Origin of the sequence: Gelidibacter maritimus (assembly GCF_014062315.1) — a bacterium.
In the GTDB taxonomy this organism is placed as follows: domain Bacteria; phylum Bacteroidota; class Bacteroidia; order Flavobacteriales; family Flavobacteriaceae; genus Gelidibacter; species Gelidibacter maritimus.
Genome location: NZ_JACGLT010000010.1, coordinates 36,410 through 56,362, shown reverse-complemented (window position 1 = coordinate 56,362; position 19,953 = coordinate 36,410). Strand labels below are relative to the sequence as shown.

Sequence of the window (19,953 nt, the reverse complement as noted above, 5' to 3'; positions counted from 1 at the left end):
ATTTTTGCAACGCAAAGTTAGAAAAATGAAATGAACGAGATTTGTTTAAGTCACACTTTTTCTAAAAGGTTTTAAAGATCACCAAAGTCACTTTAAAACTGATATAATCTCATCACTTTTTCTTTAGTTAAAATTTTAATGTAAAAAACGCTATGGCAATTATAATAACAGACGAATGTATTAATTGCGGTGCTTGCGAGCCAGAGTGCCCAAATACTGCAATTTATGAAGGTGCTGACGATTGGAGATATAAAGATGGAACCAGTTTAAATGGTCAAGTAGTGCTTCCAAATGGGGAGGAAGTAGATGCTGAAGAGTCCCAAGAACCTATTAGTGATGAAATTTATTATATCGTTCCTAATAAATGTACGGAGTGTAAAGGTTTTCATGAAGAGCCACAATGTGCTGCGGTATGTCCCGTAGATTGTTGTGTTCCTGATGATGATCACATGGAAACAGAAGCGCAGCTTTTAGAAAAACAACGTTTCATGCATCCGGAAGGATAGTAAAATTGAAAATAATATGTGTAAAAAATCTCAGGTATAGCTTGGGATTTTTTTATGCAAATAATCCAGATAATTAACTAAATTTGCAGTCGCAAAAAAAATGCGATTTTATTTAATGAGATTCCCGTTGTGGCGGGAATAAAAATAACTGTTTCAATGAAAGCCGGAATTGTAGGATTACCAAACGTAGGGAAATCGACCCTTTTTAACTGTTTATCTAACGCTAAAGCGCAAAGTGCCAACTTTCCGTTTTGTACTATTGAGCCAAATATCGGCATTGTCAATATTCCAGATCCGCGTTTGGAGCGATTGGAAGCCTTGGTAAAGCCAGTGCGCGTACAACCTGCTACTGTAGAGATAGTAGATATAGCAGGCTTGGTTAAAGGCGCCAGTAAGGGTGAAGGTTTGGGGAATCAATTCCTGGCTAATATTAGAGAAACAGATGCCATTTTACATGTCTTACGATGTTTTGATAACGAGAATATTGTGCATGTGGATGGTAGTGTCAACCCAATTAGGGATAAGGAGACCATAGATATGGAACTTCAATTGAAGGATTTGGACACTGTCGAAAAAAAATTAGAGAAGGTAAAACGTGCCGCAAGAACGGGCAATAAGGAAGCGCAAAAGGAAGAAGCTGTTTTGGTGAAAATAAAATCAGCTTTAGAAGCTGGTGTGTCCGTAAGAGCTTTGGAGTTTGACAAAGATGATTATGACGAATATGTCAATCCGGCACAATTTATTACTGATAAACCGGTCCTATATGTGTGTAACGTCGATGAAGGATCGGCAGTTTCAGGCAATGCCTACGTAGAAAAAGTACGGGAGGCAGTTAAAGATGAAAACGCCGAGATTTTAGTTCTGGCTGTAGGAACGGAAGCAGATATAACAGAATTGGACAGTTATGAGGAGCGTCAGATGTTTTTGCAAGATATTGGGCTTGACGAGCCCGGATCTTCAAAATTGATCAGGGCAGCGTACAAACTTCTAAAACAACAAACTTATTTTACGGCTGGTGTTAAAGAGGTTCGCGCTTGGACAATTGATGTGGGTGCAACGGCACCACAAGCTGCAGGAGTCATTCATACAGATTTCGAAAAAGGATTTATCAGGGCAGAGGTCATTGCATTTGAGGATTTTTCAAACTTAGGTAGTGAAGCAAAGGCCAAGGAAGCTGGTAAAATGCGGGTAGAAGGAAAGAATTATGTTGTTAAGGATGGCGATGTCATGCATTTTTTGTTTAATGTATAGCAATAGAGTCTGAGCATCAATTTTTAAAGGCCTATAACCACAAGTGCAATAGGTGCTTATAATAATTATTATTCTTTTAAGGTTTTCGGTTTAGAGAGCCAGTATTTGCTCCTGTCTTTATGATTCATCTGTTTTCTGTTCATTATTTAATAAAACAGGATGCTACAAGTCGCAACCCATCGCTTCTACATCAATAATAATTTCTTTTATAACTAATTTTATCCGTATCTTTAAATCGAATAAATATTGAAGTTATATGAAAATTATATTGTGGCTCGCTGTAGCAATCATCTTCTTTGTGGTGCTTTACTACATTTTTAAGTTTGTGTTTATAACCTCTTTAATTATTGCATTGGCAATTCTTATTGTTCCAATTTTATATTTTACGTTTAAAAGCAAAAGCTAAAGCATGCTGGTGAATTGGAATTTTCATGCTTTCTAGCTCAATCTTCCAGTTTAATTATTAAAAACTTTGTTAATTACTTTAGCATCATGTATTCTTAAGTTTTATAACGAAATGTTATATTAGCAACCTATCTAAATTTTACAACCTTTTATGTCTCAACAAACTGCCTATACCGAAGATAATATACGTTCGCTCGATTGGAAAGAGCATATCCGTATGCGTCCTGGTATGTATATTGGTAAACTTGGTGATGGTTCTTCACCTGATGACGGCATCTATATTCTTTTAAAAGAGGTTTTGGATAATTCCATTGACGAGTATGTTATGGGAGCGGGCAAGACCATTGAAATCTCCATTCAAGGAAATAAGGTTATTGTCCGCGATTATGGCCGTGGGATCCCATTGGGGAAAGTTGTAGATGTGGTTTCCAAAATGAATACAGGGGGTAAGTACGACTCTAAAGCCTTTAAAAAATCGGTAGGTCTTAATGGTGTAGGAACAAAGGCTGTGAATGCACTATCCAACTTTTTTCGTGTAGAATCCACACGCGATAATAAATCGGCTTCCGCAGAATTTTCACAAGGAAACCTGACCCATCAGGAATTATTAGATGACACCTCAAGAAGGAAAGGTACAAAAGTCTCATTTATTCCGGACGAAGCAATCTTTAAAAATTATAAGTATCGTAATGAGTACGTTGAAAAGATGCTCAAAAACTATGTGTATTTAAACACAGGATTGACCATTATTTTTAACGGCCAAAAATATCATAGTGAAAACGGCCTTAAAGATTTGTTGGAAGAAAACATCAACGAGTCTGACATGGCTTACCCAATCATCCACCTTAAGGGTGATGATATTGAAATTGCTTTAACCCATTCCAAAACACAATATAGTGAAGAGTATCATTCTTTTGTGAATGGCCAAAATACAACCCAAGGCGGAACACACTTAGCGGCATATCGTGAGGCATTGGTTAGGACCGTAAGAGAGTTTTACGGTAAAAATTTTGACCCCTCAGATGTTCGGAAATCCGTAGTTACCGCAATTGCCATAAAGGTGATGGAACCGGTTTTTGAAAGTCAAACCAAAACCAAATTGGGTTCCACAGATATGGGGGGCGACCTTCCAACGGTAAGAACCTTTATCAACGATTTTGTAAAAACACAATTAGATAATTTTCTGCATAAAAATCCTGAGACCGCTGATCAAATCCAGCGTAAAATTCTTCAGGCCGAACGTGAACGTAAAGAACTGTCCGGCATCAGAAAACTTGCAAAGGACAGGGCTAAGAAAGCTAATTTACACAATAAAAAATTGCGTGATTGTCGCGTACATTTTGGAGATACAAAAAACGATCGGTATTTAGAATCTACTCTATTTATTACAGAGGGCGACTCGGCATCAGGAAGTATCACCAAATCACGAGATGTCAATACACAAGCCGTCTTTAGTTTAAGGGGTAAGCCTTTGAATTCTTATGGAATGAGCAAGAAGATTGTTTATGAAAATGAAGAATTCAATTTATTGCAAGCAGCATTGAACATTGAGGAATCCATTGAAGATTTACGTTATAACAATATTGTTATTGCTACAGATGCTGATGTAGACGGAATGCATATTCGTTTGTTACTGATTACTTTCTTTTTACAATTCTTTCCAGAATTAATCAAAGAAGGTCATTTATACATTTTGCAAACCCCCTTATTTAGGGTTAGGAATAAAAAGGAAACCATTTATTGTTATTCGGACCAAGAGCGTCGTGATGCCATTGAAAAATTAAAGCCAAAACCAGAAATAACCCGATTTAAAGGTCTTGGAGAAATCTCACCTGATGAATTTGTCAATTTTATTGGAGACAGTATTCGATTGGATCCGGTTATGCTTGACAAGGATATGTCCATTGATGAGCTTCTTGAGTTTTATATGGGCAAAAATACACCAAACAGACAGGAATTTATTATTGATAACCTTAAGGTAGAATTAGATATAGTGGAGGAGATTCATGAGAACTAATAATTCTAAGGTTAAAAACATCATTATATCAGTTTATTTTATACTGATTGTATTTGCTATTTTTTTGGCTACGGTGTTCAGTGCATTTAGCCACTTAACCTCTAATCCCTTTTTAACTTTTCTTCTTATCCTGGCAGGATTTCTGATCCTTTTTTTTTCAGTGCATGCCGTATCCAAGTATTTTGAGTATGATAGCGATGGCATTAAAGTAGTGGTGATCAATAAGGGCCTTTTATTATCAGATTATTTTAATTATAGAGAACATTTATTAGAGTTTGATAAATCGCGTTTGGTGGCTTTTAAATTTAAAAATTACTTTATATATAAAAGTTTAACCCTTTATATCAAAAACTCAAAAGGCCATACCAGGAAGGAAACATTTAATGTCACTTTGGTCACCAAGAGGAAAAGACGCTACATTAGACAATCTCTGAGCAAAATGATTAAAGAAAATATAAAACCTACTAATTAAACACGTTATATTGGAAGAAGATCACATACACAATGAAGATGAAAATATTCAGGAAAACGGAAATAATGAAACCATTACCAGAGTTACCGGAATGTTTAAGGATTGGTTTTTGGACTACGCTTCCTATGTTATTCTTGAGCGTGCGGTACCGGCCATAGAAGACGGGTTTAAGCCTGTTCAACGCCGGATCATGCAGTCTATGAAAGATTTGGATGATGGACGTTATAATAAGGTAGCCAATATTGTTGGTCATACCATGCAGTACCATCCTCATGGTGATGCCAGTATTGCAGATGCCATGGTTCAGATTGGTCAAAAAGATTTATTGATTGATACCCAAGGTAACTGGGGAAATATTCTTACTGGAGATAGTGCGGCAGCACCACGTTATATTGAGGCGCGTTTATCAAAATTTGCTTTGGATGTTGTTTTTAATCCGAAAGTAACAGAATGGCAAGCTTCATACGATGGCAGACGAAAAGAACCAATCAACCTTCCTGTCATGTTTCCTTTGTTGTTAGCACAAGGCGGCGAAGGGATTGCCGTTGGACTTTCTACAAAAATATTGCCTCATAATTTTATTGAATTGATTGATGCGTCAATCAAGCATCTTAACGGTAAGAAATTCACGATTTATCCCGATTTTCCTACTGCCGGTATTATCGATGTCACCGACTATAAAGATGGTTTACGTGGCGGTAAAATTCGGGTTAGAGCGAAAATCTCACAATTGGACCGAAGCACCTTGGTCATCAATGAAATACCTTTTAGTACCAATACATCGTCGTTGATTGACTCGATTTTAAAGGCGAATGAAAAAGGTAAGATTAAAATCCGTAAGATTGAAGATAATACCGCAGCCACGGTTGAGATCTTGGTGCATTTACCATCTGGTATTTCACCCGACAAAACAATTGATGCGCTATATGCATTTACCAATTGCGAGGTCTCAATATCTCCATTGGGATGTGTGATTGAAGACAATAAACCACTTTTTGTTGGGGTTTCCGAAATGTTACGTCATTCTACTGACAACACTGTTCAGCTTTTAAAGCGTAATCTGGAAATTAAACTCGATGAGCTTGAAGAACAATGGCATTTTGCGTCCTTGGAGCGAATTTTTATTGAAAATAGAATCTATCGGGATATAGAGGAGGAGGAAACTTGGGAAGGGGTTATATCGGCAATTGACAAAGGACTTCAGCCACATATCAAGCATTTAAAACGAGCGATTACCACAGAGGATATTGAGCGATTAACGGAAATTCGAATCAAGCGTATTTCTAAATTTGATATTGACAAAGCACAGCAGAAAATAGACGCTCTTGAAGAACAAATTGCTCAAGTAAAACATGATTTGGAGCATTTGGTGGACTATGCCATAGCCTATTTTGCACGTCTTAAAAAGGAGTATGGCAAAGGTCGGGAGCGATTGACGGAGATCCGTTTGTTTGATGATGTTGATGCTACAAAGGTTGTTATCAGGAACACTAAACTATATGTCAATAGGGCGGAAGGGTTTATTGGCACCTCACTCAAAAGAGACGAGTATGTGTGCGATTGTAGTGATATTGACGATATTATTGTGTTTACAAAAGACGGTAAAATGATGGTTACCAAAGTCGATGCCAAAACCTTCGTAGGTAAGGATATCATTAGTGTGGCCGTTTTTAAGCGGAAAGATAAGCGTACCATTTACAATATGATTTACCGTGATGGCGCCAAAGGGCCATCGTATGTAAAACGATTTTCTGTTTTAGCGGTTACTCGAGATCGTGAGTATGATTTAACCAACGGCAGTAAAGGCTCTATGGTTTGGTATTTTTCATCCAATCCAAATGGTGAGGCCGAGGTTGTTACGGTCTATCTCAGACAAGCAGGCAGTGTCAAGAAACTGAAATGGGATCTCGATTTTGCTGATGTTCTTATAAAAGGACGAAATTCTAAAGGAAATCGGGTGACTAAATATGCCATCCGAAAGATTGAACTTAAAGAAAAAGGAATATCTACCTTAAAACCGCGGAAGATATGGTTTGATGATACCGTACAACGCTTAAATGTAGATGGTAGAGGAGAGCTGATAGGTGAGTTCAGAGGTGAAGACCGTTTATTGGTAATTCATCAATCGGGTGTCTTAAAAACTATTTTGCCAGAATTGACCACACGGTTTGACAACGATATGATTGTTCTGGAGAAATGGATTCCTAAAAAACCAATTTCTGCCATTTACTTCGATGGTGAGAAGGAACGGTATTATGTGAAACGTTTTTTAATTGAGCAAGAAGGTAGAGAAGAGCAATTTATCTCAGACCACCCAAAATCGCAATTGGAAATCGTATCAACCGATTGGAAACCTATGGTTGATGTAGAGTTTACCAAGGAACGTGGCAAAGACAGAAAAGAAAATCTTGAAGTTAATCTTGAAGAATTCATAAGTATTAAAGGCATTACCGCTTTAGGCAATCAATTGACCAGAGATAAGGTCAACCAAATCAATTTGCTGGAACCTCTACCTTATGAAGCACCCGAAGAAGTACCTGCAACAGAGATTGAAGTTGTTGACGAAGATAATCTTTCAGAAGATAAAGCTTCAAAAAAAACGAAATCGAATTCAGATGGCGACTCTAATGAAGAGGGTCATTCAGATGAAAATGGGCAAGGGAAGTTGTTTTAGTTTTTATGTGGCGATTTTTTCTTCAAAAATATTTGAATAAAAAGTACTGATATTCATTAATATAAAAATGCAGAAACTTAGGTACTAACTTTCAATAGCTTTTTCTGGGTGAATTGATATTTAATGATGAGATCATAAGAATAAAATGGGAACATTTTTGTTGAACCTAAGGCGTTATATCAAAAACAAGACTTTGTAAAGCACTTCACTACGCCTTTTAAATACTTATTATTTTTGAGTGGTAAAAATCCTGCCTTATTCCCATAATGATAGCAAGAGAATCTAATGGTGCTAAGGGTATAGAGGTTTGGTTTCGTACGTATGGACAAGTAATCTTCAATTAAAAACCAATGTACTTATAATGGATATGTAATTAGGAGACAGTCTATTATTTGACTTTTTTAGCCTTCCCTTGTTCTACACGTTTTTGTTGGGTGCCATGCTGAATGGCTAAGCTATACTCGAAAGTATAGGAGTCTTCAGAAGTGCTTAAAATCTTCATATGGATGGCTTTCTCTTCGCTCATATTCTTCGGATTGATATGTTTCATGATAAATTCGCAATCGTTAATCCATCTAATAGATGCCGTATCGATTTTATTTTCATAATAATCGATGTTAAGGTTTTCAGTTCTCACAAACCGACCCGTTTTTTCAACACCATCCGTTGTATATTTAAATTCGAATGTACCAGTTCTAAAATCTTTGCATTCACGTTCCTTATTGTAGCAGCTGCTCAAGAGGAGTAAGAAAATGAAAACTAATGGAAATTTCATGTTTTTTAATTTGAGGACAAAATTACTCAAAAGAAAGCTATTCCGAAATTAAATAGTGAAAGGTTCTATCAATAAAGAACTTCTCTTTTGAGCTAATTAAGCCCCCTTCTAGTAATTGCTTAAATTTCTTTGAAAGTACCGTGGCTCCCTTTCCGTTTAGGTGCTCTAAGTCAGCATAATAAGTGTTTGGAAGATTGTTATTGTTGAAGTCTATAAAATCAATATCAGAAAATTGAGAGTTTCTAACAGAAAGGAATTGCTCTTCATTTTTTAACATTTTATATTTCTTATGTTGCGGCGTTCTAACAAGAAATACATCTTTCCCTTCACTCCTACAGTAATCAATAATTTTTCTTAAATAATGTAAATTAACATTTGAAGTAGAATAAGTCTTATTATGTTGAATATTAGTATCCATAGTATCTAAAATTCTATCAACCGCACTTACATTTAGAGATGTAAACCCGCCTATTTCATCAGAGTAATCATAATCTGATTTTAAAAATCGGAATAAGTTCTTTCTTGAAGCTACAGAAATTGTTGATCTGAAAGTGCTAGCGTTATTGTCATTTAGAATTTCAACATCTTGATATTCTAAAAAGGGTAAATAGACAGGTAGATAAAATGACATCTTGTCATACCCCCAAGTCCATTCATCCATTACCTTGTCAATTTGATTATTTGTAAATTCGACAAAAACAGTTTCAATTTCTGGATTTTGACTTAATGTTTTCTTTATCTTTTGAAAAGTGTAGAAGTAAGATTCTCCTGAGGACGCTAAATTTTTAAAATTAGGAATAATTTCGTCATCGTAAGCGCATTCAGTGTGAGAATGTCCAAACATAACAATATTGGCACTATCGCTTATTTCAAATCGGGCTTTTTGTTTAATTATAGAAAAAGGTACGACTATTATAATAGCTAATATAGCTATTGAAATGAACGCAAATACGCTAAACTTTCTTATAAAACTAACCATATTTAAAATTGAAAATATATAAATTCTTGTTCTTTGCCTAAATAAAGATAGATTAAACACACGAGAACTAAATAGATACTGAGTCTAACTTTCCTATTACATCTTAAGGCCAGTTTTTCGATTCCATATTGGTCTCTTCTTCCAAGCCATTCAATTATAAGCATAAATATAACGAGCACTATAATTTCGAGAGCATAGCGTTTATTTTCGAATTCTGGAATACTAAAAAGACTGTTTGAAAAAATTGTTTTTAGATAAGAAATTGCATGTTCGACATTTTTGGCTCTAAAAAACACCCATGCTATTACAGATAATAAAAATGTAAAAGCCATATTGATAAACTCCTTAAACGATGGTAGCACGCTGTTTTCAGCTACTGTTCCTAAGTGTGTTCTATTTCTTTTGGTAATTAGTAGAGGTAAAAAATAAATCGCGTTTAACGCGCCCCATACAATAAATGTCCAATTAGCACCGTGCCAAAAACCACTTACAATAAAGATGATAAATGTGTTTCTAATTTTCATCCATTTTCCGCCCCTACTGCCTCCTAACGGAATATACAGGTAATCACGGAACCAAGTAGAGAGTGAAATGTGCCATCGCCTCCAAAATTCAGCTATATCTCGTGAAAAATAAGGAAATGCAAAGTTTTGCTTTAAATCAAAACCAAATAATCTTGAAGTGCCAATTGCAATATCAGAATAACCAGAGAAATCGCAATATATTTGAAATGTAAAGAATACTGCGCCCAGAAATAGAGAACTCCCAGAGAACTCTGATGAGTTATTAAAGAATTGATTAGCAAACATTGCACAATTATCAGCAATAACAATTTTTTTAAAAAAACCCCATAAAATTTGCCGCATTCCATTTACCGCTTGGTTATAATCAAATTGCCGTTTTTGAAAGAATTGTGGTAATAAACTAGTTGCTCTTTCTATTGGGCCTGCGACAAGTTGGGGGAAAAAGCTTACAAAAGCTGAGAAGGCAATGATGTCTTTCGTCGGTTCCAACTTTCCTTTATAAATATCAATAGTATAGCTTAAGGTCTGAAAGGTATAAAAGCTTATTCCAACAGGTAAAATAATATGTAAGGAACTTATATTAAGTTCACTTCCAAAAAAGGTGTATGCAGATTGTAAATTTTCTAGAAAAAAATTAAAATATTTGAAAAAGCCCAAAAACCCTAAATTGGTAAAGATGCTTATCCATAAGAACATCTTTCTTTTTATTGGATTTTCTTCTCGACCTAAGGTGATACCAATAGAGTAATCAACTATAGTGCTGAAAATTATTAACGACAGAAACCTCCAATCCCACCATCCATAAAAAACATAGCTTGCAAATAAAATAAATAGATTTTGCGCCTTTAGGTTTTTCTGTGTGATAAACCAGTAGATACAAAATACAATAGGTAGAAATATTGCAAAATCTATTGAGTTAAAAAGCATCGAGTCGTCATTGATATATTAGACAAATAAATAATAAAATAAATTGGAAATATAAGATAATGTGGAATAAAACCTTCAGCCTTTTGCATCTTTTAGCCATGTGGATTGAATTTAACGATTTAATGTAGATAAATATTGAAAAATTGGTTTCAAATTTTTATCGAGATTTGCATGGAGCAAGGGGGCAAAATCAGAACAATAAAAAGTTAAGACGTTTCATCTAACTGATCCTATTTATAGAATTATATAATGAAATCATATTTAGAATCGCAAAAATAAAGAATTCTAATTTCCAAAAATAGATGTGAATCTAATTCACCTTAAAAATCCACCTGCTTTGCAGGTGGTAATGTTCTGACGTCTGTGCCTTATATTTGCCCTATGAGTAAATAAATATAAGAAACTTAGCCATCTTATTTATGAATGTGACTATCATATTGTTTGGGTTCCAAAATATCGTCTTCGGATTTTGAAGGGAGCAATATAAAATTTGGTCGAACACGTTATAAAATGCTCTATGATTGGAAAGGTTGTGATGTTCGGGCATTGAACGTTGAAGAAGACCACTTTCATTTATTGGTTTCAGTTCCGCCGAAAGTTTCTATTACAAAATTGATGGGTACTCTAAAGGACAAGATTGCAATAAAACTGTTCAAGAGTTACCCTAAATTGAAAACGAAGCCCTATTGGGTCAATCATTTTTGGGCGCGGGGATATTTTGTTACCATCATCAACTTGGTCGAGGAAATGATTAAGAAACATGTAAAATATTAAGAGAAAGAAGAGAAGTGAGTTGAGGATCAGCAACATCGGTTTGATTTCTTAATTTTCCCTTGCCGCCCCCTATGAGGGCTAACCAAAGGCACCTTCTAAGAAGGTGTGCATTTTTATTTATCCAGTTAATTTTTTATAAATTCCTTGAAAGTCCCGTCCGTATAAAAAACAACAATTTTCTCAATGTTTTTCTCATCTTTTTTTGCGTTCAGACTTGAAGTCGGTTGCGGTGTTTTTTCTGGGATATGATTTTGTTCTTTAGCAATAACTTTAGATTGGGCGGGGAACTCGCCCTTACCATTTAACAGCCAATAGAGTTCGACTTCGGGGTAGGACGATAATACTTTTAGTACGAAATCCAAACTGGGTTTGTTCCTACCGGATAGAATATGCGAAATACTTGAGCGCTGAACACCTATGACATCGGAGAAAGAAGATGCCGATTCTGCATAATAATCGATAACTTTTTGTAACCGCTTTGCGAATTCCTCATTGTTGATCATTGTAAACTCTTGTTTAGATGTTAGTGCGTTACAAATGTAACCAAAAACAACCTTCAAAGCTAATTATTTAAGAAAATCATTAGTTTTTATTGAAATCTAAACTTTATATTACATAATTTAATATATTGGTTATCAGAATTTAATGTTGTACTTTTCTAAATTCTAATTTAGAAGATGATAATTCGCCTGAATGGTGTTTTAAACGAGGTCTAATGGTTGATTGTTGTAAACAAATACCGCGAATAATATCGTTTACAAATGTAAAAATTCATTTGTTTACATTTGTATCATAATTATTTTCACATGGATATAGAACATTTATTAAAGGAATATGAGCATCACCGAGAAGCACTTCTTTTTGGTCGCTATATCAATTCAGATCATATCAGAGGTTTGTTAGAAAAGCACAGTACTCATATTGACCTATCAATAATTGGGTGCTCAGTTTTGAATGAAGACATTCATTTTATAAAAGTCGGATCTGGACCAAAGAAGATTTTAATGTGGTCTCAAATGCATGGTAATGAAAGTACAACCACCAAAGCTATTTTTGACCTATTAAACGTTCTCACTCAAAGCAAAAATGACTTTGTGAGAAGATTGTTGGATAGTTGTACGCTTGGGATTATACCTATGTTGAATCCGGATGGTTCACGACTGTACACACGATTAAATGCTAATCAAGTCGATTTAAATAGAGATGCACAAGATTTAACTCAACCAGAAAGCAGGGTGCTAAGAAATTGTTTTGAGGATTTTCAACCAGATTTTTGTTTTAATCTTCATGGACAGCGCACCATATTCAGTGCTGGAGAAAGGAATAAGCCTGCTGCTGTTTCCTTCTTAGCCCCAGCTCAAAATAACGGCCGCTCAGTGACTAAAACACGTAAGATAGCCATGGATGTCATAGTTAAAATGAATAATAATCTTCAATCCCAAATCCCAGGTCAGGTGGGTATTTATGATGATGCTTTTAATATTAATTGTGTTGGGGATACATTCCAAGCTTCAAATGTGCCTACGATTTTGTTTGAAGCTGGCCATTATCACGAAGATTACAACAGGGAAAAGGTCAGGGAATTGATTTTTCAATCCTTATGGGTTGGAGTGGTTGAGATTGTGTTTGGAAATCCACAAGGTCTTAAAGAAAAAACTTATTTCGAAATTCCTCGTAACGAAAAGTTATTTTTTGATATTATCATTCGAAATGCGAAGTTGAAAACAGGAGAAGGACATCAAGTTTCGGATATTGCCATACAATATGATGAGAAACTTGAAGAAGATCGCATTGTATTTATTCCAAAAATTGATAAAATTTCAGATTTAAGTGATTTTTTCGGTCACAGAGAAATTGACGCAAATGAACAATTAGTTTTTGTTGAAGATCATACGGAATTAAGTGAAGGCATCTCAATCGATTTCGTATGGATAAATAATAAAAAACAGTCACTATCTGTGTAAAAAAGTCTCTTTTGGTGTATTATCTTCAACATATTTCTACTATTTTTGTAAAAAATTTAATAATTTATAACAAATGGGTAAATTCAAATTAGATGAAATTGATCATCAAATTTTAGATATGTTAATTGATAATACGCGAATTCCATTTACGGATATTGCCAAAAAATTAGTGATTTCGGCTGGAACAGTTCACGTTCGCGTAAAAAAAATGGAGGAAGCAGGTATTATTAAAGGGTCATCCTTGACCTTGGATTATAAAAAATTAGGGTATTCTTTTATTGCCTATGTCGGCGTTTTCTTAAATAACACTTCTCAAACGAAATTTGTTTTAGAGCGCATTAGTGAAATACCATTCGTAACTGTGGCTCACATTACCACAGGCAAATTTAATATTTTCTGTAAGGTAAGAGCTAAAAACACATCGCACGCAAAAGATATCATCTTCCTGTTAGACGATATTGAAGGTATTTACAGAACTGAGACCATGATTTCGTTAGAGGAGAGCATTAATGACAAGAAGCGTCTTATGCACTCTATTTTTAACGAACTTTAATCATATTTACATCTCGTATTAATCATCTTTTGTTGAGCGCTCAACAAAGGGTATTTTAATTGCGTCATTTAGGTATTTGAAGGCTGAAGAATAACTAAGTACAGCTTAATAATAATTTATACCAGCTTTTTATAGATAATGTAGATGATGCTGTTAAATTCAAGAGTTTGAGGAGAAATATTATCGAAACTTCAATCTTTAGAAGCACTAATGATTAAAATCCAAATACTGTGACGCTATAAAATGGACTGTTCAGTGAATTCTACTGCATTTCATTATAATAGTATATTTGTTTGCCTTTCGCGCGTTGTGTATTTCAGGGTATGACAAGGCTAATCTTCTTTGTTTTGATCCTGATGCTTTTGTGACGAAAGGACGTGGTATCAATAGGATTGTCTTAAGTCTATTCTAAAGATATCAGAGTGCGAGAATTGCCATACTTTCCTTATTTAAGAGCTTTCACCACATGCGTCTGGTACAAATAGGTATGATAAATTATTCCTTCTGTCATTTGAGATCTTGAGAAGCATCAACTTTAAAGTAGTAATAATCACAATTTAGGATCTATAAAATTCAAATGCCTTTATTAGCAATTCATTTTCTACTAAACAGTCAATTTTAGGTGTTCCAATCTTTTCCAGTAAAACAAAATTGATGTTACCATGTTCGTTTTTTTTATCATATTTTAAAAGATCGATAATGTCATCATGATCTGTTGGTTCAATTGCCACTTTTTTAAATATTTTGAAGAAGGTTTCTTTAATTGTCTCCAAATCATCTTTTGGAAATCGGAGTAATTCAGATGAAATATAAGCTTCCATAATCATTCCTATAGCTATCGCTTCCCCATGTAAGAGCTCCTCCCTGTCTGCATTGCTTAAAAAATAAGATTCAATGGCATGGCCTAAAGTGTGTCCGAAATTAAGAGTTTTCCGAATACCATGTTCATTCGGGTCTTCAGTAACAATGGTGTTCTTTATTTCAACCGATTGATGAATTAAAGTATCTAAATCGTCTAAGGTTAAATTGTTTAGGTCTAAAAATTTATTCCAATAGGACGCATCGAAAATGAGTCCATGTTTGAGCATTTCAGCTAAGCCGCTCTTAAGATGATTTTGAGGAAGAGTATTCAAATAGCTGGTGTCCACAATTACCATATCACCCGAGGCGATCACACCAATTTGATTTTTAAGGGCGCCGAGATCAACACCTGTTTTTCCACCTACAGACGCGTCAACCATGGCGAGGAGCGAGGTGGGGACGTTAATGTATTTTAAGCCGCGCTTGAAGGTGCAGGCTACAAACCCTCCTAAATCAGTAACCACACCTCCGCCAACATTGATGATAAGACTTTTTCTGTCAGCACCCAGTTCAGACAAGACATTCCATACGCCTACACAGGTGTCAATATTTTTATGCGCTTCACCGGGGTCAATTTCTATAATTTCACAATCTAAATTTGTTTCTAATTTCGACATAAAAAGTGGTAAGCAATGCTGATGTGTATTGGTGTCTACAATAATAAATAGTTTGGAGAAATGATTGTCTCTAAGGTAGTTGTTAAGTTGATTATATCCCGTTTGATTAAAATGAACGGCGTATGCATCGGTTGTAATTGAGGTCATTTGTGTATAAGCTTTATTTTGGGATGAAAATAAGCAGTTTTTAATTAAAAAATCAAGAATGAATAATTAAATTTGCCTTTATTTTTCTTATAATGAAAATATCTAAAATTTTTGAAAATACCGAAGTTGCTTTTAGTCTTAAAAGTGATTCAGAGCTTGACCGCGCCTATTTTTTGTTCAAGATGATTTCTCACGAACCATTGGTTAGAATAGGTACTGCAGTGACAAATTTCGCCTTGAAAGCTCATTTACCTGTGGAAGGCTTGATTAGGGCCACAGTTTTTGATCATTTCTGCGGCGGTGTCAGCGAAGAGGATTGTTTACCGGTTATAGATAGGATGTATGTAAAAGGTGTAAGTTCGGTTCTGGATTACTCTGTTGAAGGTCAAGAGGCTGAGTCTTATTTTGATGCCGCTATGGAGAAAACCTTGAAAATTATCAATTTTGCCGACGAGAAAAAGTCTATGCCAATTGCTGTTTTTAAGCCGACTGGGTTTGGGCGGTTCCATTTGTATCAAAAGAAAGGTGAAAAGAAGCCATTTACACCAAAAGAGCAAGAGGAGTGGGATAGAGTGGTAGCCAGATTTGATAAAGTGTGTAAATTAGCTAAGGAAAAAGATGTTGAAATTTTGATTGATAGCGAGCAAAGCTGGATGCAAGATGCTGCTGACGATTTATGTGAAGCTATGATGCGTAAATATAATACTGAGGTTCCAGTTGTTTATAACACATTCCAATTATACCGATGGGACCGATTGGAATATCTTAAAGCACTTCATAAACGAGCGCAGAAAGAGGGGTTTACAGTGGGCGCTAAGATTGTTCGAGGAGCCTATATGGAAATAGAACGGGAAAGAGCTGATGACAAAGGTTATGAATCTCCTATTTGCGCCACCAAGGAAGCTACGGATCTAAATTTTGATGAGACCTTGGACTATATATTAAGAAATCTAAACACAATCTCTTTATTTATTGGTACCCATAATGAGCAAAGTTCTTATTTGGCGATGCAGTTGATGTCAGAATTGGGAATTGATAAAAGTGACAATCGGGTATGGTTTGGACAGCTTTATGGTATGAGTGACCATATTAGTTTCAATTTGGCTGAGCACGGCTATAATGTAGCTAAATATGTGCCTTTTGGTCCTGTAAAGGATGTTATGCCTTATCTAATCAGAAGGGCAGAAGAGAATACTTCGGTTGCGGGGCAGACAACAAGAGAGTTGTCTTTGTTGAAAACTGAGAGAAAACGAAGGAAATTATAATAAAAAACTCCGATATTCACAATATCGGAGTTTTTTTATGGAATGGTCAATTAAGAAAATTGATACCATTTTTTTTTCTTACCTGGATCTTTACCATATCCATATCCATAACCATAGCCTTTTTTATCAAAGTTGGTACCATTCAATAACAAATGCATCTTAGGTAATCTACTATCTTTTAGTAATGGTTTCGCTACTGCAGCCAAATGTCGCTTATCTATGTTATCTGCACTTACTACGTAAATAAATATATCTGCAAACTTGGCAATTAAAAGCGTATCACTAACTAATCCAACTGCAGAACCATCAACAACAATATAATCGTATTTATCTTTGAAATGATTAAACAATTCTCCAACCCTGTTGCTCATCAAAAGCTCTGACGGGTTGGGAGGGATGGTCCCGGAAGCAATCACATCTAAATTAGGATTGTTTTTAAGTTTGGTTACAATATCATCAGGAGATAACTTTTTATCTGCTAAATAATCTGAGAGACCGACTTTTGTTGTAGGCTTTTCTTTTAAATATTGCATGATTTTAGGTACTCGAATGTCCATTTCTATTAACAATACGGATTTCTCCGAAAATGAAATGGATGAAGCCAGGTTGGTGCTGGTGTGTGATTTCCCTTCTTGCGCTCTAGTGGAAGTAATAAAAATCTTTTTCGCACTTAGATCATGGTCGCTTAAAACGAAATCAATATTCGATCTTAAAATCCTGAAAGATTCTGCTTTAGGAGAATAGTCAATTTTATTAATGAGTTTTGTTTTTTTACTGGTTAACGGAATATCTCCAATATAAGGCGCCATAAGCGTTCCCAATAAATCGTCTTTATCATAAATTTTGGTATCCAACATGTCCATGACAAAGATAAAGCCAATTGGAATCATCATTCCAAACATGAGTGCTCCCAAATAGGTCATCATCTTATTTGGTGCAACAGGATTATAGGTTGAGTAAGCAGTTTCAATCACTTTGGCATTTGGTGTAAACATCCCTAAACTTATTGCAGATTCTTCTCGCTTTTCCAATAAGAACATATATAATGACTCTTTTATGCTCTGTTGGCGTTCAATATCTCGAAGCTGTCTTTGCTTGGTTGGAGCAGAATATAATTGACCCCTGATTCTCGCATCCTCTCTGTTCAGGCTATTAAGCGTTATTTCGCTCGTTCTCCGCATATTTTCCAAAGAGCTTTCTAAATTACTCTTCAAGGCATCAATCTGATTGTTCAGATTGATTACTACAGGATTTTTTTCTGTTGAATTTTTCAATATTTTGTCCCGTTGAGCAACCAATTCATTATGACTTTTAGTTACTTGGCTAACATTGGAATCATCAATTCCAATATTAGCCGGTAATAAATCCGAGCGTTTATTCTTTTCTTTTATTTCTTCTTGTAAATAATCTATCAATTGAATTTTATTGGTCGTACTGCTAATTTGAAATTCATTCTGTTTTTCACTTTGCAAATATATATCAGCTTGGGAGCCAAGCGCAGTTAAGTTATTACGTTTTTGAAGTTGTTCCGCAGTAAAATCTACTTCTTCTAATTCTTTGAAAACCAACTCTAAACGGTTGTTTATAAAATCGGAAGTGACCTTTATGACTTCTTCTTTATCTAAAATAACGTCATTATTATATTCCTTTATTATTTGATTTAAAATATCGATAGCTCTGTCAGGGATGTTGTCTTTAAGTGAGAGTTTAACAATAGTTGATTCCTTTTCAATAGCTGTCGAAATCTTTGATTGATATTTGTTGACAAGTGAATTCACAGGATTTATTGATACCTTTAAATTGCTTCCTATTCTTGGTGCATACTTATCCGTATTTGGTACTATAACCATATCGCCAAAACCTGTTTTAATCCGATCTCCAAAAGAAAACAATTTACCTCCAGCGTCATCACGATCTATTAAAGATTTTCCGTCATCTTGAAACATTAAAAACTGCGATGGCGATTTAATCTTAATAAATAGCGTCGTATCAACTTGATGCATGATTGAATCACTAGCGAAAAAATTTAGGGCTATAGGTGGGTTCTTATAGAGTTCCTGCTCCTTAATTTTTCCTTGTTCATAATATCTAATATTTAAATTTAGTTTTTTTATTACGTTGGCGATTAAGGCCCTTGAGGTCAGAACTTCAATTTCATCATTTATTTTGGTATTGCCATCGGAAAACAGAGAGCCTTTGTTTAATTCTGAAATACTTGGCAACTTTTGGGACTGCTTGTCATCCTTAATTTTAATGCTTGCCGCAGCTTGATACTCATAGGTAGCATAACGAAGGTAGGTATAGGCTAACGCAAGCGAAATAATCACAAAAAAAGATATTAATTTCCATCTAGAAAGGTAAAGGTCTATCGTTTTTTTTAGTTCGTTAGTAGACATTGATGTTTTGGGTTCCATGATAATTAATTGTTGATCTTTTATTACTTTATCAAAAATACGGCTACGATTGTAGTTAGGGTGCCTATCGCGGAAATTAATATAGCATTATTTTGATTGTAGTTGGCAGAGCGTATTCTTGCATTATTAGGCTCAACCACAAGCACATCATTTTGCTGTAGATAATAAAGTGGAGAACTTACCGAGTTAACTGAGGTCAAATCAATTTTAGCAAATTTTTTCTTACCATCAATTTCACGAATTAATAAGACATTTTTACGTTGACCAAAAATGGTTAAATCGTTAGCTAAACCAATCGCCTCAGGGAGAGAGATCCGTTCATTCTCTATGGTATAAGTACCAGGACTGTTAACCTCACCAATAATTGTTACAGTAAAATTAACGAGCCGTATATTAATGATCGGATCTGTAGCGTATTCACTGATTTTTTCTTTTAACATTTCGGTAAGTTCTATTCTGGTCATCCCCGCAATGTGGAGCGTACCCAAAACCGGAAACTCAATATTTCCATTATAATCAATTAAATAATTCTGCATGCGTTCACGACCCGTTGCATTGACAAGATCAATACTTTCAGTCACCGTTGCTAGATTGAATGGTTTCGCCGCTACAGGGTCCGCCGCAGAGACAGTAATCGTTAATATATCGTCAGCCTTATAAAAAAGTTGTTCCGGTGATGAGTCAATGTACCCGCCACTTAAAGGTTCATCTTGAAAGTAGATCAGATCTTTACGAGAGGCACAGGATGTGACCAAAGTTATCGCTAATATTGAAAGTATAACAATATTTTTTTTCATAGAATTGGTTTTAAATGATTGAAATAATGAT

Annotated in this window: 16 protein-coding genes; 9 read left to right on the top strand and 7 right to left on the bottom strand. The window is 35.1% G+C overall.

Features of this window, described 5'->3' with window-relative positions; all coding sequences use genetic code 11:
• Nucleotides 1-152: 152 nt before the first annotated feature.
• The 5 genes from H3Z82_RS12755 (at nt 153) to H3Z82_RS12735 (ending at nt 7,325) form a co-directional block, all read left to right on the top strand.
• Nucleotides 153-506, top strand: a complete 354-nt coding sequence (locus H3Z82_RS12755) for a 4Fe-4S dicluster domain-containing protein (protein WP_182205896.1) — start codon at nt 153-155, stop codon at nt 504-506.
• 156 nt (nt 507-662) lie between these two features.
• Nucleotides 663-1,757 (top strand): redox-regulated ATPase YchF, encoded by a 1,095-nt coding sequence (gene ychF, locus H3Z82_RS12750; RefSeq protein WP_182205895.1) that lies wholly within the window; start codon nt 663-665, stop codon nt 1,755-1,757.
• A 556-nt stretch (nt 1,758-2,313) separates the two neighbouring features.
• Nucleotides 2,314-4,179, top strand: a complete 1,866-nt coding sequence (locus H3Z82_RS12745) for a DNA topoisomerase IV subunit B (protein WP_182205894.1) — start codon at nt 2,314-2,316, stop codon at nt 4,177-4,179.
• Nucleotides 4,169-4,651, top strand: coding sequence for a hypothetical protein (locus H3Z82_RS12740; protein WP_182205893.1), 483 nt, complete (start codon nt 4,169-4,171; stop codon nt 4,649-4,651). Before H3Z82_RS12745 ends, H3Z82_RS12740 begins: the two co-directional genes overlap by 11 nt.
• A 10-nt stretch (nt 4,652-4,661) precedes the next feature.
• Entirely contained in the window at nt 4,662-7,325 is a 2,664-nt protein-coding gene (locus H3Z82_RS12735; RefSeq protein WP_182205892.1) for a DNA gyrase/topoisomerase IV subunit A, read from the top strand.
• Between the two features lie 388 nt (nt 7,326-7,713).
• On the opposite strand, the gene H3Z82_RS12730 is transcribed toward H3Z82_RS12735, so the two are convergent.
• Genes H3Z82_RS12730 through H3Z82_RS12720 form a run of 3 tightly spaced genes read right to left on the bottom strand, consistent with a single transcriptional unit; the run spans nt 7,714 to nt 10,530 of the window.
• A complete protein-coding gene (locus H3Z82_RS12730; protein WP_182205891.1) occupies nt 7,714-8,100 on the bottom strand; it encodes a hypothetical protein in 387 nt (128 codons plus the stop codon).
• A gap of 37 nt (nt 8,101-8,137) precedes the next feature.
• Nucleotides 8,138-9,079 (bottom strand): hypothetical protein, encoded by a 942-nt coding sequence (locus H3Z82_RS12725; RefSeq protein ID WP_182205890.1) that lies wholly within the window; start codon nt 9,077-9,079, stop codon nt 8,138-8,140.
• Between the two features lie 2 nt (nt 9,080-9,081).
• Nucleotides 9,082-10,530 carry an MBOAT family O-acyltransferase gene (locus H3Z82_RS12720; protein ID WP_182205889.1) on the bottom strand — a complete coding sequence of 483 codons (1,449 nt, stop codon included), beginning with the start codon at nt 10,528-10,530 and terminating at the stop codon, nt 9,082-9,084.
• A gap of 510 nt (nt 10,531-11,040) precedes the next feature.
• Between H3Z82_RS12720 and tnpA the strand changes: the two genes are divergently transcribed.
• Nucleotides 11,041-11,304 carry an IS200/IS605 family transposase gene (gene tnpA / locus H3Z82_RS12715; protein WP_394368114.1) on the top strand — a complete coding sequence of 88 codons (264 nt, stop codon included), beginning with the start codon at nt 11,041-11,043 and terminating at the stop codon, nt 11,302-11,304.
• A 125-nt stretch (nt 11,305-11,429) separates the two neighbouring features.
• On the opposite strand, the gene H3Z82_RS12710 is transcribed toward tnpA, so the two are convergent.
• Complete coding sequence (locus tag H3Z82_RS12710; protein WP_182205888.1) at nt 11,430-11,807, bottom strand: helix-turn-helix domain-containing protein; 378 nt, start codon at nt 11,805-11,807, stop codon at nt 11,430-11,432.
• Between the two features lie 303 nt (nt 11,808-12,110).
• Between H3Z82_RS12710 and H3Z82_RS12705 the strand changes: the two genes are divergently transcribed.
• Both H3Z82_RS12705 and H3Z82_RS12700 read left to right on the top strand, forming a co-directional pair.
• The gene (locus H3Z82_RS12705) at nt 12,111-13,268 is read left to right on the top strand and encodes a M14 family metallopeptidase (protein ID WP_182205887.1); all 1,158 of its coding nucleotides are present in this window, start codon (nt 12,111-12,113) and stop codon (nt 13,266-13,268) included.
• A gap of 73 nt (nt 13,269-13,341) precedes the next feature.
• Nucleotides 13,342-13,821 (top strand): Lrp/AsnC family transcriptional regulator, encoded by a 480-nt coding sequence (locus H3Z82_RS12700; protein WP_182205886.1) that lies wholly within the window; start codon nt 13,342-13,344, stop codon nt 13,819-13,821.
• 557 nt (nt 13,822-14,378) lie between these two features.
• Here H3Z82_RS12700 and aroB read toward each other — a convergent pair.
• Nucleotides 14,379-15,446 carry a 3-dehydroquinate synthase gene (gene aroB, locus H3Z82_RS12695; protein ID WP_182205885.1) on the bottom strand — a complete coding sequence of 356 codons (1,068 nt, stop codon included), beginning with the start codon at nt 15,444-15,446 and terminating at the stop codon, nt 14,379-14,381.
• 98 nt (nt 15,447-15,544) lie between these two features.
• On the opposite strand from aroB, the gene H3Z82_RS12690 reads away from it, so the two are divergent.
• On the top strand, nt 15,545-16,711 hold the full coding sequence (locus H3Z82_RS12690; protein WP_182205992.1) for a proline dehydrogenase family protein: 1,167 nt from the start codon (nt 15,545-15,547) through the stop codon (nt 16,709-16,711).
• A 50-nt stretch (nt 16,712-16,761) separates the two neighbouring features.
• On the opposite strand, the gene H3Z82_RS12685 is transcribed toward H3Z82_RS12690, so the two are convergent.
• Nucleotides 16,762-19,107, bottom strand: coding sequence for a GumC family protein (locus tag H3Z82_RS12685; RefSeq protein WP_235982453.1), 2,346 nt, complete (start codon nt 19,105-19,107; stop codon nt 16,762-16,764).
• A gap of 41 nt (nt 19,108-19,148) precedes the next feature.
• Nucleotides 19,149-19,922 carry a polysaccharide biosynthesis/export family protein gene (locus H3Z82_RS12680; protein ID WP_182205883.1) on the bottom strand — a complete coding sequence of 258 codons (774 nt, stop codon included), beginning with the start codon at nt 19,920-19,922 and terminating at the stop codon, nt 19,149-19,151.
• Nucleotides 19,923-19,953: the final 31 nt, after the last annotated feature.

Bases quoted from the DNA above. Each gene is read 5' to 3' on its own strand.
- H3Z82_RS12755 (WP_182205896.1), top strand. From the start codon at position 153: ATGGCAATTATAATAACAGACGAATGTATTAATTGCGGTGCTTGCGAG.
- ychF (WP_182205895.1), top strand. From the start codon at position 663: ATGAAAGCCGGAATTGTAGGATTACCAAACGTAGGGAAATCGACCCTT.
- H3Z82_RS12745 (WP_182205894.1), top strand. From the start codon at position 2,314: ATGTCTCAACAAACTGCCTATACCGAAGATAATATACGTTCGCTCGAT.
- H3Z82_RS12740 (WP_182205893.1), top strand. From the start codon at position 4,169: ATGAGAACTAATAATTCTAAGGTTAAAAACATCATTATATCAGTTTAT.
- H3Z82_RS12730 (WP_182205891.1), bottom strand. From the start codon at position 8,100: ATGAAATTTCCATTAGTTTTCATTTTCTTACTCCTCTTGAGCAGCTGC.
- H3Z82_RS12725 (WP_182205890.1), bottom strand. From the start codon at position 9,079: ATGGTTAGTTTTATAAGAAAGTTTAGCGTATTTGCGTTCATTTCAATA.
- H3Z82_RS12720 (WP_182205889.1), bottom strand. From the start codon at position 10,530: ATGCTTTTTAACTCAATAGATTTTGCAATATTTCTACCTATTGTATTT.
- tnpA (WP_394368114.1), top strand. From the start codon at position 11,041: ATGCTCTATGATTGGAAAGGTTGTGATGTTCGGGCATTGAACGTTGAA.
- H3Z82_RS12710 (WP_182205888.1), bottom strand. From the start codon at position 11,807: ATGATCAACAATGAGGAATTCGCAAAGCGGTTACAAAAAGTTATCGAT.
- H3Z82_RS12705 (WP_182205887.1), top strand. From the start codon at position 12,111: ATGGATATAGAACATTTATTAAAGGAATATGAGCATCACCGAGAAGCA.
- H3Z82_RS12700 (WP_182205886.1), top strand. From the start codon at position 13,342: ATGGGTAAATTCAAATTAGATGAAATTGATCATCAAATTTTAGATATG.
- aroB (WP_182205885.1), bottom strand. From the start codon at position 15,446: ATGACCTCAATTACAACCGATGCATACGCCGTTCATTTTAATCAAACG.
- H3Z82_RS12685 (WP_235982453.1), bottom strand. From the start codon at position 19,107: ATGTCTACTAACGAACTAAAAAAAACGATAGACCTTTACCTTTCTAGA.
- H3Z82_RS12680 (WP_182205883.1), bottom strand. From the start codon at position 19,922: ATGAAAAAAAATATTGTTATACTTTCAATATTAGCGATAACTTTGGTC.